The organism is Pseudarthrobacter sp. NPDC058196, assembly GCF_042882685.1.
In the GTDB taxonomy this organism is placed as follows: Bacteria; Actinomycetota; Actinomycetes; order Actinomycetales; family Micrococcaceae; genus Arthrobacter.
Genome location: NZ_JBHVVN010000024.1, coordinates 1 through 16,197, shown reverse-complemented (window position 1 = coordinate 16,197; position 16,197 = coordinate 1). Strand labels below are relative to the sequence as shown.

The 16,197-nt window shown below is 66.7% G+C and carries 15 protein-coding genes and 1 pseudogene; 9 read left to right on the top strand and 7 right to left on the bottom strand.

All coding sequences use genetic code 11. The features are described 5' to 3' along the window. Nucleotides 1-2: 2 nt before the first annotated feature. The 3 genes from ACFVVC_RS22155 to ACFVVC_RS22145 are packed head-to-tail and all read right to left on the bottom strand — an operon-like array spanning nt 3 to nt 3,298. Nucleotides 3-926, bottom strand: a complete 924-nt coding sequence (locus ACFVVC_RS22155; RefSeq protein WP_387458451.1) for a carbohydrate ABC transporter permease — start codon at nt 924-926, stop codon at nt 3-5. Continuing rightward, complete coding sequence (locus ACFVVC_RS22150) at nt 923-1,933, bottom strand: carbohydrate ABC transporter permease (protein ID WP_387458449.1); 1,011 nt, start codon at nt 1,931-1,933, stop codon at nt 923-925. The genes ACFVVC_RS22155 and ACFVVC_RS22150 overlap by 4 nt, the downstream gene beginning before the upstream one ends. A gap of 6 nt (nt 1,934-1,939) precedes the next feature. Then, on the bottom strand, nt 1,940-3,298 hold the full coding sequence (locus tag ACFVVC_RS22145; RefSeq protein WP_285247384.1) for an ABC transporter substrate-binding protein: 1,359 nt from the start codon (nt 3,296-3,298) through the stop codon (nt 1,940-1,942). Between the two features lie 217 nt (nt 3,299-3,515). On the opposite strand from ACFVVC_RS22145, the gene ACFVVC_RS22140 reads away from it, so the two are divergent. Together ACFVVC_RS22140 and ACFVVC_RS22135 are read left to right on the top strand one after the other, a co-directional pair. Further along, nucleotides 3,516-4,568 carry a LacI family DNA-binding transcriptional regulator gene (locus ACFVVC_RS22140; RefSeq protein WP_387458447.1) on the top strand — a complete coding sequence of 351 codons (1,053 nt, stop codon included), beginning with the start codon at nt 3,516-3,518 and terminating at the stop codon, nt 4,566-4,568. 319 nt (nt 4,569-4,887) lie between these two features. Next, the gene (locus tag ACFVVC_RS22135; RefSeq protein ID WP_387458445.1) at nt 4,888-5,133 is read left to right on the top strand and encodes a hypothetical protein; all 246 of its coding nucleotides are present in this window, start codon (nt 4,888-4,890) and stop codon (nt 5,131-5,133) included. Between the two features lie 15 nt (nt 5,134-5,148). Here ACFVVC_RS22135 and ACFVVC_RS22130 read toward each other — a convergent pair whose 3' ends face one another. The 4 genes from ACFVVC_RS22130 to ACFVVC_RS22115 all read right to left on the bottom strand — a co-directional run bounded on the left by ACFVVC_RS22130 (nt 5,149) and on the right by ACFVVC_RS22115 (nt 9,482). Next, complete coding sequence (locus ACFVVC_RS22130; RefSeq protein WP_387458443.1) at nt 5,149-5,775, bottom strand: alpha/beta hydrolase; 627 nt, start codon at nt 5,773-5,775, stop codon at nt 5,149-5,151. Between the two features lie 37 nt (nt 5,776-5,812). Then, on the bottom strand, nt 5,813-6,850 hold the full coding sequence (locus ACFVVC_RS22125; RefSeq protein ID WP_387458441.1) for an LLM class flavin-dependent oxidoreductase: 1,038 nt from the start codon (nt 6,848-6,850) through the stop codon (nt 5,813-5,815). A gap of 105 nt (nt 6,851-6,955) precedes the next feature. Next, a complete protein-coding gene (locus ACFVVC_RS22120; RefSeq protein WP_387458439.1) occupies nt 6,956-8,203 on the bottom strand; it encodes an FAD-dependent oxidoreductase in 1,248 nt (415 codons plus the stop codon). After that, the gene (locus tag ACFVVC_RS22115) at nt 8,196-9,482 is read right to left on the bottom strand and encodes an MFS transporter (RefSeq protein WP_387458438.1); all 1,287 of its coding nucleotides are present in this window, start codon (nt 9,480-9,482) and stop codon (nt 8,196-8,198) included. The genes ACFVVC_RS22120 and ACFVVC_RS22115 overlap by 8 nt, the downstream gene beginning before the upstream one ends. Before the next feature lie 48 nt (nt 9,483-9,530). Here ACFVVC_RS22115 and ACFVVC_RS22110 point away from each other — a divergent pair, with 48 nt between their 5' ends. The 7 genes and pseudogenes from ACFVVC_RS22110 to ACFVVC_RS22080 all read left to right on the top strand — a co-directional run. Continuing rightward, the gene (locus ACFVVC_RS22110; RefSeq protein WP_387458436.1) at nt 9,531-10,337 is read left to right on the top strand and encodes an IclR family transcriptional regulator; all 807 of its coding nucleotides are present in this window, start codon (nt 9,531-9,533) and stop codon (nt 10,335-10,337) included. A gap of 117 nt (nt 10,338-10,454) precedes the next feature. Beyond that, nucleotides 10,455-11,585, top strand: coding sequence for a cupin domain-containing protein (locus ACFVVC_RS22105; protein ID WP_387458435.1), 1,131 nt, complete (start codon nt 10,455-10,457; stop codon nt 11,583-11,585). Further along, complete coding sequence (locus ACFVVC_RS22100; protein WP_387458433.1) at nt 11,585-12,427, top strand: fumarylacetoacetate hydrolase family protein; 843 nt, start codon at nt 11,585-11,587, stop codon at nt 12,425-12,427. The genes ACFVVC_RS22105 and ACFVVC_RS22100 overlap by 1 nt, the downstream gene beginning before the upstream one ends. Further along, nucleotides 12,427-13,179 carry a maleylpyruvate isomerase family mycothiol-dependent enzyme gene (locus ACFVVC_RS22095; RefSeq protein ID WP_387458431.1) on the top strand — a complete coding sequence of 251 codons (753 nt, stop codon included), beginning with the start codon at nt 12,427-12,429 and terminating at the stop codon, nt 13,177-13,179. The genes ACFVVC_RS22100 and ACFVVC_RS22095 overlap by 1 nt, the downstream gene beginning before the upstream one ends. A gap of 231 nt (nt 13,180-13,410) precedes the next feature. Continuing rightward, nucleotides 13,411-15,006 (top strand): PucR family transcriptional regulator, encoded by a 1,596-nt coding sequence (locus ACFVVC_RS22090; RefSeq protein ID WP_387458429.1) that lies wholly within the window; start codon nt 13,411-13,413, stop codon nt 15,004-15,006. After that, nucleotides 15,003-15,959, top strand: coding sequence for a glutaminase (locus tag ACFVVC_RS22085; RefSeq protein WP_387458427.1), 957 nt, complete (start codon nt 15,003-15,005; stop codon nt 15,957-15,959). Before ACFVVC_RS22090 ends, ACFVVC_RS22085 begins: the two co-directional genes overlap by 4 nt. Before the next feature lie 44 nt (nt 15,960-16,003). Further along, nucleotides 16,004-16,197, top strand: a pseudogene (locus ACFVVC_RS22080) (L-asparagine permease); the annotation flags it as partial.

Below are 16,197 nucleotides of genomic sequence, written 5' to 3'. Positions count from 1 at the left end.
GGTTATTTAACTCCTCCGGCGGTCAGCCCGCCTACTAGGTAACGCTGGAAAATCAGGTAGAGAATGACCACTGGTGCTGCACACACCAGGGCTGCGGCCATCATCTGGCCGTAGTAGGGAATGGCGCCGCCTTCCTGCGAGGCACCAAAGATTTGCAGGGCGACGGCGGCGGTCTGGCTTTCGGGGCGCGTCATCACCGAGGCGAAGAGTACGTCGTTCCAGCCGAGCAGGAAGGCAAAGATGCCGGAGACAACGATGCCGGGCCAGCTCAGGGGCAGGACGATGCGGAAGAGGACGCCGAGGTTGGACGCGCCGTCGATCTTGGCCGCTTCCTCCAGTTCCTTGGGGAGCCCGCGCAGGTAGGTGACCATCACCCAGGTGGAGAACGGCATGGCGAAGGTCAGGTACGTCACGAACAGGCCCCACTGGGTCCCGATCACCTGGATGCCGAGGTAGGTGGCTGCCGAGGAAAAGAGGACGAACACGGGAAGCACCATCAGGGTTCCCGGGACGGACTGCAGGGCCAGCAGGCCGCGCAGGATGCTGAGCCTTCCACGGAAGCTGTACCGGACCAGGACGAACGCGGTGGAAACGGACAAGGCCGCGGATACCACCGCGGTTGATCCGGCCACCAGGACACTGTTGGTCAGGCCGGTGGCCAGGCCCACGCTGGTCCAGATCTTCGAGTAGTTCTCGAACGTCACCGACGACGGCCAGAACTCACCGTTGGCAACGCCGATGTCCGAGTTCACCGATGCCAGGAAGATGTAGAGCACCGGAATCAGGACGAGTGCCCCCAGGAAGACAAGGATGATGACCAGTAGGGGGCCGGGCAGGAGCCGCAGCACCTCGTGCTGGCGGTGCGAGCCCGGACGGTCGATGTCCGCGGCCGGCGCGCTCCGCCGACCGGCAATGGTGGCACTCATTTCTTCGCTCCTGGGGTGTCGGCGTCGTCAAGCTTCACGGCGCGGAGGTAGACGAACAGCGGGATGGCGATGAGCACCAGGGAGATGAAGGCCATCGCAGCACTCAGGCCAAAGCGGAAGCTCTGGAAGCTGGTGACGTAGGTCAGGATGGGGAGGACTTCCACGTCCGTGGGCGCCGGGACGCCGAACAGCACGAACGGGAGGGTGAAGTTGTTGATGTGGTGCAGCATCCCAATCAGGAAGGCCAGGGCCAGCGGACCCTTCAAATACGGGAAGATCACGTAGCGGAGCTTGTTCCACCACAACGCCCCGTCCAGTGCTGAGGCCTCGTGCACCTCATGGTCCACGGACTGCAGGCCGGACAACGCCAGCAGGTAGATGAACGGCCAGGAAGCCCAGATCTGGACCAGGACCAGCGTCCAGAACGTTTGCGGTCCGTTGAGCCAGAGCCCCACGTGGATTCCCACGGTGCCGAGGGCCTCGTCGACGATGCCGCCGGGCTGGAGCATGGTCCGCCAGACGGTTGCCACCACGAAGGACGGCAGGACATACGGGATGAGGAAGACCGAGCGGATCAGGGCGCGGCCCTTGAAGGCGTTCTGGGTTGCCACGGCAGCGGCAATGCCCAGCGGCAGGGTCACCACCATGGCAAGCAGCGAGTAGCTGACGCTGAGCCATACGGCGTGCAGCAGCGGCGAGTTCGTGACAGCTTCAACGAAGTTTTCGACTCCGATGATTGGTGCACTGACCCACTTCCGCAGCGTGTACTGGTCCAGGTTGAGGATGGACATGTAAATGCCCAGCAGCAGCGGCACCACGATGATGATGATCATCAGGACCCCGCCGGGGATCAGCATCCAGAGCGGGCGGTTCCGCTCGCTCAGGCCCTTGCGCCGCAGGCCGTCGCGGGGGCCGGGCTGCTGCCCGGCGTCATTGGCGGTCCGGGGCGCCCGGCCTGCGGCGGATTCCACCGCAGGCCGTACTTCATGAGAGGCGTCGGTTGACATCAGAACTTATCCTTTGGAAGCCCGGTCCAGGGAAGCCTGGCCCTTGTTTTGGGCGTCTTTGATCCGGGTATCGAGGGCGGATCCATCCACCTTGCCGGCGGCCAGGTCCGGAATCGACTGGACGGTGACGTTGAGCAGGCCCAGCTGGATATCGCCCCAGGCGCCCGTGAACGGGGTGGCCTTGGACTTGGCGGCGGCATCGGCCAGCGGCTTGAGCTTGGCGTCGGTCAGGGTGGCGAGGGCCTCCGCGTTGGCCGGGAGGTCACCGAAGACCTTCTGGTAGTTCAGCTGTTCGTCCTTGGAGGTGATCAGCTTGATGTAGGCGAAGGCCAGGTCCTTCTGCTTCGAGTAGTCGGCCACCACGAGGTTGTCGCCGGAGAGGATGCTGGCGGCGTCGCCGTCGGACTTGGACTGGGTCTGGCCCGGAGCGATCGTGGGCATCAGGGCGTACTCGTACTTGCCGGCAATTGCGGACTTGTCCAGGGTGGGAATGGAGCTGGACGTGGTCATCATCAGGTAGCCGGCCTTGCCGCTGGCGAAGGCGGCTACGGCGTTGCTGTTGCTCCAGCCAATTGATGCGGGGTCAACCACTTTGTCGTTGGTCAGCCAGCCGAAGTACGTTTCGTAAGCCTTCTTGACCGTGGGGTCATCCATCTTCAGCTTGTTGCCGTCCACCAGCGGGTTGCCGGCCTGGACCGACATGGCCCAAATGAACTTCCAGGGATCGAAACTGTCCTTGTATCCCGTGGCGATGCCGTAGGTGCCGTCCTTGGTCATCTTCTTCGCCTGGGCGGCCAGGTCATCCCAGTTGGTGGCAGGCTTGTCGATGCCCGCGGCAGCCAGCAGGTCCTTGTTGTACGCCATGACGAACGGACGGCTGACGAAGGGGATGCCGGCCAGGTGGTCCTTGTCCGGCCCGGAGATTCCCAGCGTTGCCGGGTTGAAGCGGTCCTTGCCACCCACCTTCTTCCAGTCGTCGTCGGAGAGGGTCACGAAGGCCTTGGTGGCAAAAGCCGTGGGGGTGAACGTGGTTCCGAGGCTGTAGACGTCCGGGCCCTGCCCTGAGACCACGGACGTTTGGATACGCGTGAGTTCATCGTTCGCCGAGGCGAAGGTCTCGAACTTCACGTCGGCGCCGGTCTCGGCCTTGAACTTCGCGGCAATATCGGACTGCCACTGCTTCTGCTGTTCCGGGTACTGGCTGGAAACGTTCACCAGGACGCTCAGCGTCTTCCCGGTGCCGTCAACCTTGCCGTCAGAGCTGGTTGAGCCGCCCCCGTTGCCGGAGCTCGATCCACACCCGGTCAAGGCGAGCGCTGCAGCCGTGACTATCGCCGCAAGCCCAGTAGTCGATTTAAACCTCATTGTTTTTCTCCTCTAGGACACCCGCATGGCCACATCCGTCTTGTGGCGGAAATCACTGCAGGCGACTCGAGAGTCAGTCTAGGAAATTGGAAAGCTTGCGGCAAGCGGTTGCCAAAAGTTGCCATGAGTGGTGTCATTGGATCATCCAAAGTCGGGGAAACGCAGGGCGGAATACAGCCGGCGGATTCTCCAAGCCAGCGATGAAAGGTCGGCAACTATGGCTAATCCATCGGTGGAAGCCGCTCCGCGGGGTGCCGGAGACGCGAACGCCCGGCGGGACCGCCCGCCCACCATCCGGGATGTTGCCGAGCTCGCCGGCGTGGCCACATCCACCGTCTCAAGGGCGCTCTCGCGGCCTGACCGGGTGAATCCCCGGACGCGGGTCCGGATTGAAGAGGCGGCCGCGGAACTGAACTACATTCCCAGCTCGCAGGCGCGCGGCCTCAGCTCGGGGCGGACGAACGCCGTGGCCGTGCTGGTGCCCGACATCACCAACCCGTTCTACTTCGACATCATCCGGGGTACCCAGCACCAGCTCAAGGCAGCCGGCGTGACACAGCTCCTGGTGGACACGGAGGAGTCCAGCGAAATGGAACTGGATGCGCTGCACAAAATGCGCAAGTCCGCCGATGGCTTCATCCTCGCTGCGTCCCGCCTGACCGACGCCCAGCTGACGGAAGTCTCGCAGACACAGCCCCTGGTCACGTTCAACCGGGCGTCCACCAGCGCTCCCACCGTAATGATCGATACGCCGTCGGCCATCATCCAGGCGCTGGAGCACTTGGCATCGCTGGGCCACCACAAGGTCTGCTATGTCGCCGGCCCGCCCACCTCCTGGTCAAACCAGATGCGATGGAAGGTGTTCGAAGAGGACGCCACGAAGCGGGGAATGGAAGTCCACCGGATTGGCCCCTACGCGCCAAAGACAACGTCCGGGGCGGCCGCGGCGGATGCCGCTGTCCGCACCGGGGCCACCGCCTGCATCGTCTTCAACGACCTGCTCGCCATCGGCATGCTCCAGCGGCTCCAGGCCCGCGGCATCCGGGTCCCTGCAGACATGAGCATCATCGGCTCGGACGATATTTTCGGCGCCGATTTCTGCAATCCGCCGTTGACCACCATCTCCAGCCCCATCGAGCAGGCGGGCAGGGTGGCGGTGTCCATGCTCTTGGCCCAGCTCAATCCACTGCCGGGAAGCGCCACCCGGAAACTCGCCGTAATGCCCACCCACCTGACGGTCCGGGAATCGACGGGCCCGGCGCCCGCCTGATCAGCCCACGGTGAACGGCAGCACCAGCCGGGACTGTGGTGCGCGTCGCGGTAGACCTTGTGGGTGACGGGGCGCCCGACCGGTAGGTGGAACGCATCCGGCGGGAGCAGAGAATTGTGTTCGTCGGCGAGGGGCTCGGCGTTGGACAGTTCCATCACCAGCCGGTGTCCCGGCGTGAAGGTATTGGCGAACGGGTAAAGGCGCACCACATACTCTTCGATCGTCCCCGGTTCCACCGGGACGGCCCGGGTGTGGGGGTGGTAGGGATTGCCCTCGATGGTGCGCTGCGCATCGAGTTCGCGGTGGGAGGCCGGCGGCGGTGGATCCGGAAGTCCGGGCCATGGTGGACGGCTGGCATGAGGAGGTCATCTCCGACATGGTGAAGGGCATGCAGCTCGCCGGGCGCTTCGCCGGGGAAACCCGCCACATCCGCGGCACCCTGGCCTTCACGCAGCTGGACTACGTGGCGACGCTGTGGACCCGCCGCAAGATGGAGCCAAACCGCGAGCACGCCCTGGAAGTGCTGGCGGACAGCTGGTACCACCTGCTCTGCGACGAAGGCTGACCAGGGCAGCGCAAGCTAGGCCCGTTCGGAGATCCACGCACCAAGCCCGGCGGCAGTTTCCGCGGTGAGGGCATGCCCGCCCGGGTCCTTCCGGGCGTGGGTGTCCGCCCCGGAGGCCCCCAGGAGGTAGTCCCAGGTGCGGCCCAGCAGGTCAGCCGGGATGACGGTGTCCGCTTCACCGTGGGCCAGGAACACCGGGGCGCCGGCAAGCCGGTCCGGCGACGTCGGGACACCTGCGTCGAACGGCAGCGTCCCGTAAAGAATGGCCGTGCCCGCAAAACGCTGCGGATCCGCAAGCACCAGGCCGCCGGCGAACGCCGCACCGCCACTGAAGCCAACCAGGATCACCGGCCGTCCTTCCGGGGCAATCGGCTCCAGCCACGTCCGGAACCATTCCATTGTCTGGGCCAGGGACTCGGCCACGGGGCGCCCCGTCCCCCGGTTCGCGAACCAGGCGAACCCGCCCCCTGCCGGGATCGGTGCCCGGACGGCAGCGTAGGAGGGGCCTGCGGGAAGGTGGTTGGCCAGCCCTATGATTCCTGATTCATCCGATCCGCGCCCGTGCAGCAGCACCACGAGCGGACGGTTGGGATCGTCGGGGCTCTGCCAGGCGACGGTGGGTTCGGCGAACGTTGCGTGCATATCTTGTCCTCGGTGTTGGTGATGGAAATGGCTTGGGTCAGGCAGGGGCCGGGGCCCCGATTTCGCGGTTGACCGCCGGCATGATCTCGGTGGCAAGGAGTTCAATGGACCGGGCCGTCTCGGCGAACGGCAGGCCACCGAGCCCGATCTGGGCCATGTACCGGCTGGCCCCCAGGGCTTCGTGGATGGCCAGCAGTTTCTCCACCACCTGCTGCGGGCTTCCCACCAGGAGTCCGCCGCCGGGCTCGGACCAGTCGTCGAACGTGGACCGCGGGAAGTGGTCCACGGCGCGGGGCATGTTCTGCTCGAAGTACTGCCGGTAGTAGGGATAGAACGTGTCGCGCGCCTGCTGGGAGGTTGGCGCCACGTAGAAGTGGCCGCCGGCGCCCACTGGCAGTGCGGCTGCATCATGCCCGGCTTCCTCCGCGCTGTGGCGGTACAGCTCCACCAGGCGGCGGAACCGCTCCGGCCCGGACAGCAGCGCGACGAACAATGGCAGGCCCAGCCTGCCGGCGCGGGCAAAGCTTGCGGGCGTTCCACCGACGCCCACCCAGACCGGCAGTTTCTCTTGCAGGGGCCGCGGCGCGATATCCATGCCGGGGATGCTCTGGGTGAGGCGGCCCTCCCAGTTCAAGCCGGCGTTCTCCCGCAGTTCAAGCAGCATGCGCAGCTTTTCGTCGAAGAGGGCGTCGTAGTCCGCGGTGTCGTAGCCGAAGAGCGGGTAGGACTCGATGAAGGCGCCCCGGCCCACGATGATCTCGGCGCGGCCGCCGGAGACCAGGTCGAGCGTTGCGAACTGTTCGAAGAGCCGGACAGGGTCCTGGGTGGAAAGTACCGTGACTGCCGTGCTCAACCGGAGGTTGGTGGTCTCCCGGGCGATGGCGGCCAGCACGATTTCCGGCGCGGACAAGGCAAAGTCGCGGCGGTGGTGCTCGCCCAGGCCCAGGATGCTGATTCCGGCCTGGTCCGCCAGTTTGGCCAGCTCGATGATCTCCGCCAGCCGTTGCCCGGGCGGAAGGGCCTGGCCTGCTGCGTTGCGTGACAACTCGCCAAAGGTAAAGATTCCGAAGTCCATACTTTGTTGAACTTTCAACCTTCAGGCTTTATTCCCCACGTGAAAGGCGGGCGTACGACGCCGGGAGCCACCCGCCGTCGTACGCCCGCCTTTATGTCGCGCTGCTTAGGCTTCCACGAGCTTGGCCCCGGCGGAAACCTCCGCCGGAACGCCCGGCTCGCCGCGGCCGTACAGCCAGTCGTTGTACTGGAAATTGTTGTCGCCACGGCTCTTGAACAGCATGTTCCGGAGCACCCGGGCCACGCCGTGGACGTGCCAGGACTCGCCCCAGATCCGGGCGGTGCGCTGCACGCGGGCGGTGCGGGCCGCCCGGGCCTCGTTGAACTCCCGGAACGCAGCTTCCCAGGCGCCGGCGTCGATCCCCTCGGGGGTGAAGACCTGGTTGCGGGACACATCCTGGAGCACTGCCGCGTCCTCCAGTGCCTGGCAGGCACCCTGGGCCAGGTACTGCAGCATCGGGTGGGCGGCGTCGCCGATCAGCGCCATGCGGCCGGACACCCAGTTGTCGATCGGGTTGCGGTCGTACATGGGCCAGCGGATGCCGGTGGCCAGGTTCTTCAGGGCTTCCTGCACTGCGGGGACGCAGCCGGCGTAGGCTGCCTGGAGCTCATCCACGCCGCCGTACTGCTCTTCTCCGCGCTCGAACGATGCTGACTTGAACACGGCAACGGTATTGAGCAGCTGGCCCTTCCGCAGCGGGTACTGGACCAGGTGGCAGTCCGGCCCCAGGTAGACGATGACGTCCTCCAGGTCCGTGGCCGGGGTCTCCTCCGTGATGGGTACCGTCCCGCGGTACGCCACGTAGGCCGAGTTCACCGGGCCGTCGTTGGCAACTGTGCCGCGCAGGGTGGACTTGAGTCCGTCAGCGGCCAGGATGGCATCGGCTTCGAACACCTCGCCTTTGGCGGTGTAGGCGCGGGCCCGGTCACCGCTGGTTTCCACCTTCTGCACCAGGACATCGTTCACCAGCGTGACGCCGGCCGCCTGGCAGGCCTCCAGCAGGATCCGGTGCAGGTCGCTGCGGTGGATCACCACGTAGGGCGCCCCGTAGCGCTCCTCGAACTCGCCCCCGAGTGTCTGCCGCGTCAGTTCCTCCCCGGTAACCGCGTCGCGGAACACCAGGTGCTTGGGCTGGACACCGATTTCCAAGGCTTTCTCCAGCAGGCCCCAGCGCTTGAGGACCCGGGACGCGTTGGGCGCCATCTGCAGCCCGGCTCCCACTTCGCCGAAGGCCGGGGCAACTTCAACCAGCGTGACGTCGGCGCCGTTTTCGCGCAGGGCGAGCGCTCCGGCCAGCCCGGCCATGCCGCCGCCCACCACGAGGACATCGGTGGACTCTTTGACGTTAGACATTGGTAGCTCCTACTGCTGTTGATTTCTTGATTTTGGTGCCGACGGCGGCGATGAGGACCGCCGCCGCGGCTGCTGCTCCGGCGAAGGCCAGGAAGTTGGAATTGACGCCCAGGCCCGCCGCGAGCAGGAGCCCGCCGGCCTGTGGAGCGGCTACGGCGCCAATCCGGCCGACGCCCAGCGCCCAGCCGAGGGCGGTGCCGCGCAGGTGGGCCGGGTAGTGGCTGGCCACGGCGGCGATGATCAGGCACTGGGTGCCGTGCGTTCCAACGCCGGCGAGCACCAGCATGAGGTAGACGACGGCGACGGGCGGCCCGGTCACCAGGACCACCAGGGCGACGGCGGCCACGGCCGCTGCCGCGATTGCCGTGGGGATGGGACCGAACCGGGTGCCGGCCCAGGCCGTGAGGACGGACCCGGCTACGGCGCCCAGGTTGAGCGCCAGGGCGAAGGTCAGCGCGGAGCCCAGGTTGTAGCCGGCCAACTGCATCAGGTTGGGCAGCCAGGTGCCCAGCCCGTACCAGGCGAAGAGGGTCACCAGGGTGGCCACCGCGAACAGCAGGCTGGTGCCAAGGTAGGGTGCCCTCAGCAGGGTTCCGAAACCCGCGGACTCCTGCGCGGTGCTGCCGGCGGCTGTCTTGGGTGCGAGCGTCTCCGGCAGGAAACGGATGCCCAGCGGGATCACCACCACCAGGGCCACGACGGCCACCAGGAACATCACGGGCCAGCCGAAAGCCGGAATCAGCGGGATGCCCACAAGGGCCGCGATGGAGCCGCCAATGGGGACACCGGACATCATGAGGGTGGCGATGGTGGACCGCCACTTTTCCGGGACGAGCTCGGCCACCAGGGCGTTGGCTGATGGCACCAGGCCGCCCAGTCCAATACCCGCCAGCAACCGGAGGCCGCCGAACACCGGGGCGCTCGGGGCGAAAGCGCAGAGGATGGTGAAGATGGAGAACACCACGGCGCAGCCGATGATGGTGCGGCGGCGGCCCCAGGTGTCGGCCATCCTGCCGGCGAAGACGGCTCCGATCATCATGCCCACGAAGGCCATGGATCCGATGGTTCCGGCCGTGGCTTTGGTCAGGCCCCAGCCGGTGTCGCTGATGAGCGAGCCCTGGACGGTGCCGTAGACGATCAGGTCGTAGCCGTCGAAAACGACCAGCAGCCAGCACACCAGGACGGCAAGCACGGAACGCCGGGGAAATCCGGTACGGCCGGCGCCCGCAGCGGGGGCGGCCAGGGGCTGCGGCGCTGCAGCGGAAGTTGTGTGATTCATCCCACCACTGTGCTGGCAGTCATACCAGCGCGCACATAAGATTCTGTCATGCAGAATCTTCCGGCCCGGCGGAAACCCACCTACTCGATCGAGGCGGTGGACAACGCCCTGCAGCTCCTCCAGTTGCTGCGGGACGTTGGCAGCCTGCGACTCAAGGACGCCGCGGCGGAGCTCGGCGTGGCACCCTCCACGGCACACCGGCTGCTGGCCATGCTGGTGTACCGGGGCTTCGCGGTGCAGGACGAAACACGGCGGTACGTCCCCGGGCCCGCCATGGGCGCGGGGCCCGCGGGGTTCAGCTGGACCCGGCAGCTCCGGGATATCTCCCGGCCGCATATGGAACTGCTGTGCGCCCGCACCAACGAGACCGTCAACCTAATGATCCGGGTGGGCACCAAGGTCCGTTTCCTGGACACGGTGGAAAGCAGCAACATCCTCCGCGTTGGCGACCGTCAGGGCACGCTGCTCCCGGCACACAAGGCCTCCGGCGGCAAGGCCATCCTGGCCGAAATGGATCCCGCCATGCTCGAGCAGCTGTTCCGCAGCCCGAATGCAGAGCTCGCGGGGGACTACATTTCCGACGCCGAGTACCCGGCGTTCCTGCGCGAGCTTGAATCCGTGCGCGCCAACGGCTTTGCGGCCAACTTCGAGGGCACCGAGGAGGGCATCAGCGCCTTTGGGATGGCACTGCACAACGGGAAGGGAATGGTGGTGGGCGCGCTGAGCGTGGCCACTCCGGTAGCCAGGTTCCGGCCGCTGTTCGACGCAGGCCTGGTGGGCGTCATGCTGGAAACCCGGCGCCAACTGGAACTGGACATCGCAGCCAACCCGGTGGACGGCGCAGCGGGGAGCTGACCCGGCATCCGCGCAGGCGGAGTATTTTCTGCCAGCCAGAATATGCTGGGGATCACAGCCGGCTTTCCCTATGGTCGAATCCACGCCGCAGTCAGTCAGCACGCAAGGAGAAGGCCAGTGTCGATCAGCGCTGAAAACCAAACACATGAATCCGTGGCCCAGGAACACCATGTTCCCGAGCCCACTCCGGAGGAGGCTGCCCAGTTGGAGCAGCTGTACAAGGATTTCGACAAGGAGAACCTGATTCCGTTGTGGACGGAGATCGCGGACCTGATGCCGATGGTCCCGTCCCCGAAGGCGGTCCCACATGTGTGGCGGTGGGATGACCTGTACCCGCTGGCTGCCCGCGCCGGGGACCTGGTGCCAGTGGGACGCGGCGGGGAACGCCGCGCCATTGCGCTGGCGAACCCGGGCCTGGCCGGCACCCCTTACGCCACCCCCACGCTCTGGGCAGCCATCCAGTACTTGGGCGGCCGCGAGACAGCCCCGGAGCACCGCCACTCGCAGAACGCGTTCCGGTTTGTCGTGGAGGGCGAAGGCGTGTGGACCGTGGTGAACGGGGACCCGGTCCGGATGTCCCGCGGCGACTTCCTGCTCACCCCGGGCTGGAACTTCCACGGCCACCACAACGACACCGACCAGCCCATGGCGTGGATCGATGGCCTGGACATCCCGTTCGTCCACTATGCGGACGCCGGGTTCTTCGAGTTCGGCACCGAACGCGTCACCGACGAGGCCACCCCGGACATCTCCCGCTCCGAGCGGCTCTGGGCCCACCCCGGCCTGCGCCCGCTCTCCGGGCTCGATGACACCACCAACTCCCCCATCGCCGCGTACCGGTGGAAGTACACCGACGCCGCCCTGCGCGAACAGCTGCTCCTCGAGGACGAGGGCCACCCGGCCACCGTGTCCCAGGGCCACGCCGCCATCCGGTACACCAACCCCACCACGGGCGGGGACGTCATGCCCACCATCCGCGCCGAGTTCCACCGGCTCCGCGCCGGCGCCACCACCGAAACCGTCCGCGAGGTGGGCTCCAGTGTGTGGCAGGTCTTCGAAGGCACCGGCACCGTGACCCTGAACGGCGAAACCAAGCAGCTGGCCAAGGGCGACCTGTTCGTGGTCCCGTCCTGGGCAGCCTGGTCCCTGCAGGCCGAATCCGAGTTTGATCTGTTCCGGTTCAGCGACGCCCCCATCTTTGAGCGCCTGAACTTCAACCGCACCTACATCGAAGGACGCACCAAGTAATGAAACTCCTCACCCTCCGCCTGGACAATGGCACAGGCAACGGCAAAAGCACGACGGCGGTCCGCCAGGACGGTGACACCCTCACCGAGATCCCGGGGTTCGCCGACGTCGGGGCCCTGCTGAAGGACCCCGCCTGGGAAGCCACCGCGAAGGCGGCCAACGGCGCAACGCACGCCCTGGACGGCGCCGACCTCGCCGCCGTCGTGCCCTCCCCCGGCAAGATCATCTGCGTGGGCCACAACTACCGCAACCACATCAAGGAGATGGGCCGCGAGGTCCCCGAGTACCCCACCCTGTTCGCCAAGTACGCCGAATCCCTGATCGGTCCCAACGACGACCTCGCCCTCCCCCAGGAATCGGACACGGTGGACTGGGAAGCCGAGCTCGCCGTCGTGATCGGCAAAACCGGCCGCCGCATCCCCGAAGCCGCAGCCGCGGAGCACATCGCCGGGTACGCCGTGCTGAACGACATCAGCATGCGCGACTACCAGTTCCGCACCATCCAGTGGCTCCAGGGCAAGACCTGGGAGAAGTCCACCCCGTTCGGCCCGGCCCTGGTCACCAAGGACGAGTTCACCCCCGGGCCACTGATGACCTCGGCCGTGGATGGCGACATCCAGCAGTCCACCCCCACCTCGGACCTGGTGTTCACCCCCGAATTCCTGGTCTCCTACATCTCCACGATCATCACCCTGAACCCGGGCGACGTGATCGCCACCGGCACTCCCGGCGGCGTGGGCCACGCCCAGGACCCCAAGCGCTACCTGCAGGAAGGCCAGGTCCTGGTCACCACCATCGAGGGCCTGGGCCGGCTGGCCAACCGCGTGGTCAAGGAAGCCTGATGGTTGCCCGGCATGACCAGGCCACGGATCCGGTCCTGCTCGACGGGCTGCTGCAGGCCCGGCGCGGCACCGCATCCTTCGCCCGCAAGCTCAACGAGCTCACCGACGCGGAACTCGATGGGGACTCGCTCCTGCCGGGCTGGACCCGCCGCCACGTTGTAGCCCACGTGGGCTACAACGCCCGGGCCGTCGCCCGCCTGGTGGAATGGGCGGCCACCGGGGTGGAAACACCCATGTACCCGTCCGTTGAGGTCCGCAACCACGAGATCGACTTTGGCGCGACGCTGTCCCCGATCGCCCTGCGGAACCTCTTCGACCACTCCGCCGTGCACCTGAACGTGGAATGGCGCGACCTGCCCGCCGACAACTGGCACCACAAGGTCAAGACCGTCCAGGGCAGGACCGTCCCGGCCGAGGAGACCGTGTGGATGCGTACCCGCGAAGTCTGGGTCCACGCCGTGGACCTGGACAACGGGGCCACCTTCAAGGACATCCCCGCGCCCGTCCTGGAACGGCTGCTCACGGACATCACCGGGGCCTGGCACGCCCGTGGCACGGACAACGGGCTCCTGATCGAAGTGGACGGCACCGGTTTGTCGTTCGGGGACACCGTGGCCGCATCACCCACCGTGGTGTCCGGTTCACTCGCCGCCATCGCGCAGTGGGCCACCGGCCGCGGCACGGAAGGAACCACGGCAACGCACGACGCCGGAACCGTCACCTCGGTGCCCGCGGCACCGCCCTGGATCTGACGGCCCGGGCACACCCCACACCGCACCGAAAGGCGGCCCAGCCTGGCTGGACCGCCTTTCGGCGTTGCCGGCGCGGGCACGCTGTTTCCACGGCAGCGTGCCCGCCTCGGACGGGAACCCAAAAATGGGCCATTGGTCTTGGATCGGATTCCATAATCCCGCCACCCAACGCTGGATAGCATGAGGTGACCGGACAGAGCCGTCCGGCGGGATCAACGCAAAAGGACAACCATGGCCGCGGTTACGGTGGATGACATCCTCTCGGACCTTCCCCTGGGCTTCGCCAGCCTCATCCTCCGGCCCGGCCCTTCGGCGCCGGACATCGAACGGTTCCTGATCGTCGACGCCGACGATGAAGCAGTGGAGGCCGCGAATGCCTTCGTCCTGCTCATCGGGGTCCGTGGCCGGTCTGCCCTGCCGGCCCTCCGTCGACTCCTGGAGGACCCGCCCCCGGTGGTCGCAGTGAAGGGCCGCCGGGACGACCTCGCCGAAGCGGAGGAGCTCCTGCGCGCTGCGGGGTCGGGACTGCTGCTGGTGGATCCTGCAGCAGACTGGGACAGCCTGCTGTCGATTGCCAAGGACCGGATCCAGCCGCGCAGCTACCAGAGCGAAGTCCTGACATTGCTCGAGGAAGACCTGTTTGCGATCGCCCAGACCACCGCGCGGCTCACGTCCAGCCACGTGCTCATCGAGGATGCGGCCAACAAAGTCCTCGCCTATTCCACGGTCACCAATGACATCGATGAACTCCGGAAGGCATCCATCCTGGCCCGCCGCGGTCCACGGAAGTATGAACTGCTGCTCAAGGACCTGGGCGCCTACCGGGAACTCCACCGCACCCGGCAACCTGTCCGCGTCCCGGCGAGGCCGCAGGACGGGCTGCGGGAGCGCGTGGCCATCGCCCTCTTTGCCGGCGAGCGGATCATGGGTTACATCTGGCTGCAGGAGACCGGTGCCGGCTTCGGCCCGGACGTCGAGTATGTCCTGACGGGATCCGCGGCACGCGTCTCGGCCGAACTGATCCGCTACCGCAACCAGCAGTCGGTCCACATGCGGGAAGACCGGATTGCCCGGATCCTGTCGGGTCCGGCGGAAGCCGCCGCCGGTGCGCACAGCGGAAAAATCCCTTCCGAAGCTCCTGCCGCGCTCATCCTGGTGGGCATGTCCGACGCCGATTCGCGTGCCGACGACGCCGCCCTCAAGCACGGGGAACTGGCCAACCTCGCCTCCATCCACGCGGCCGCGTACAAGGCCTCCGCCGTCGTCGGCCAGTTCAACGGTGACACGGCCATCATCGTGCCGGACCTGCAGTCAAGTACCGCGGAGGCGGGACTTCGGTCCCTGGCCGAGGCAATTGTCCGGGACGCCCGGAAACACCTGGGCATCATCCCCTTTGCCGCCGTCGGCCCCCTGGTTCCGGACCTGCTGTCCCTCCATACGGTGACCCGTGTGACGGAGGCGCTGCTTGCCTGCGTGGGCACTGCGGACCCCGGCACGGTGGCGGGGGTGGCCGATTTCGAGGCGGAAATCCTCTACCGCGAGGCGGTACGAAATTTCCAGACCTCGCCCTTCCGGCACCGCAGCTTGACCGCGCTCCTGAAGGAGGACGCCGAGCTCGCCGGCACCCTCCGCGCCTACTTCGACGCGGCCTTCGACGTGGCCGAGTGCGCCAGGCGCATGAACCTGCACAAGAACACCGTCTATTACCGGGTGGCCAAGGCCACCCGGGTGACCGGCCTCAACTTCGGCAGTCCGCGGGACTCACTGGTAGCGCTGCTCCATCTCCAGGAGTGGGCCGCCTCCAACAACACTTCAGGCAGGAAATGACCACGACACTCGGCGCACCGCCCCTTGACATCCTCCTCGAGGAGATCGTCCGGCAACACCGGCCCCGGAAGGAAACCGGTGCCGTTCCCGGCAACATCCCCTTCCTGGCCGCCGTCCCCTTCGACCGTTTTGGCATCGCCGTTGCCACCACCTCCGGCGAGGTCTTCAGCTCCGGGGACGCGGACGTCCCTTTCTCCATCCAGAGCATCTCCAAAGTGTTCACCCTGGCCATGGCGCTGCAGGGCGGCCGGTCCGGCCTGCTGTGGTCACGGGTGCTGCGCGAACCGTCCGGGACAGCTTTCAACTCGCTGGTCCAGCTCGAAGCCGAGCACGGTATTCCGCGTAATCCCTTCATCAACGCCGGCGCCCTGGTGGTCACCGACCACCTGCTGGAAGAGACGCCCGACGCCGCCGCGCAGCTCCTGCAGTTCCTCACCCGGCAGGCGGGTCCAGGAGGACAGGCGGACTGCCGGGGAAACGGGCCCTTCATTGACGAGGCGGCGGCTGCCGGCGAACTGGCCGGCAGCAGCCGCAACCTGGCCCTCGCGCACTTCCTGAAGGACTTCGGCAACCTCACCCAGCCGGCGGAATCAGTGGTGGAAAACTACGTCCGCCAGTGCTCCATCATGATGACCTGCGTCCAACTGGCCCAGGCGGCCCTGTTCCTCGCCAACGACGGCCAGGGAGCCTCGGAGGCCGTGTTGTCCCGGAGCGAGGCCAAGCGGATCGGTTCCATCATGCTGACCTGCGGCATGTATGATGCCGCCGGCGAGTTCGCGTACCGGGTGGGCCTGCCCGGCAAGAGCGGAGTGGGCGGCGGCATCCTGGTCATCGTCCCGGGCCAGTGCGCCATCTGCGTCTGGAGCCCCCGCCTGGATGCCAAAGGCAATTCCCTCGCCGGCACGGCAGCCCTTGCCGACCTGTCCGACCGCACCGGTTGGTCAGTTTTCTAGATTTCCCATCCAGACAGATCTCCCCGGATCGAAAGGAAATACCCATGCCCAACAACCCCAATGACGAGGTTGCACCGGACCATTTGATTGATGGTGGTCACGCGCATGCGTCTGAGACCTCCCTGCACGCGGAGGACAAGGGCTACCACAAGAACCTCAAGCCGCGGCAGATCCAGATGATCGCGATCGGCGGTGCGATCGGTACCGGCCTGTTCCTGGGCGCCGGCGGCCGCCTGAA

Bases quoted from the DNA above. Each gene is read 5' to 3' on its own strand.
- ACFVVC_RS22155 (WP_387458451.1), bottom strand. From the start codon at position 926: ATGAGTGCCACCATTGCCGGTCGGCGGAGCGCGCCGGCCGCGGACATC.
- ACFVVC_RS22150 (WP_387458449.1), bottom strand. From the start codon at position 1,933: ATGTCAACCGACGCCTCTCATGAAGTACGGCCTGCGGTGGAATCCGCC.
- ACFVVC_RS22145 (WP_285247384.1), bottom strand. From the start codon at position 3,298: ATGAGGTTTAAATCGACTACTGGGCTTGCGGCGATAGTCACGGCTGCA.
- ACFVVC_RS22140 (WP_387458447.1), top strand. From the start codon at position 3,516: ATGGCTAATCCATCGGTGGAAGCCGCTCCGCGGGGTGCCGGAGACGCG.
- ACFVVC_RS22130 (WP_387458443.1), bottom strand. From the start codon at position 5,775: ATGCACGCAACGTTCGCCGAACCCACCGTCGCCTGGCAGAGCCCCGAC.
- ACFVVC_RS22125 (WP_387458441.1), bottom strand. From the start codon at position 6,850: ATGGACTTCGGAATCTTTACCTTTGGCGAGTTGTCACGCAACGCAGCA.
- ACFVVC_RS22120 (WP_387458439.1), bottom strand. From the start codon at position 8,203: ATGTCTAACGTCAAAGAGTCCACCGATGTCCTCGTGGTGGGCGGCGGC.
- ACFVVC_RS22115 (WP_387458438.1), bottom strand. From the start codon at position 9,482: ATGAATCACACAACTTCCGCTGCAGCGCCGCAGCCCCTGGCCGCCCCC.
- ACFVVC_RS22110 (WP_387458436.1), top strand. From the start codon at position 9,531: ATGCAGAATCTTCCGGCCCGGCGGAAACCCACCTACTCGATCGAGGCG.
- ACFVVC_RS22100 (WP_387458433.1), top strand. From the start codon at position 11,585: ATGAAACTCCTCACCCTCCGCCTGGACAATGGCACAGGCAACGGCAAA.
- ACFVVC_RS22095 (WP_387458431.1), top strand. From the start codon at position 12,427: ATGGTTGCCCGGCATGACCAGGCCACGGATCCGGTCCTGCTCGACGGG.
- ACFVVC_RS22090 (WP_387458429.1), top strand. From the start codon at position 13,411: ATGGCCGCGGTTACGGTGGATGACATCCTCTCGGACCTTCCCCTGGGC.
- ACFVVC_RS22085 (WP_387458427.1), top strand. From the start codon at position 15,003: ATGACCACGACACTCGGCGCACCGCCCCTTGACATCCTCCTCGAGGAG.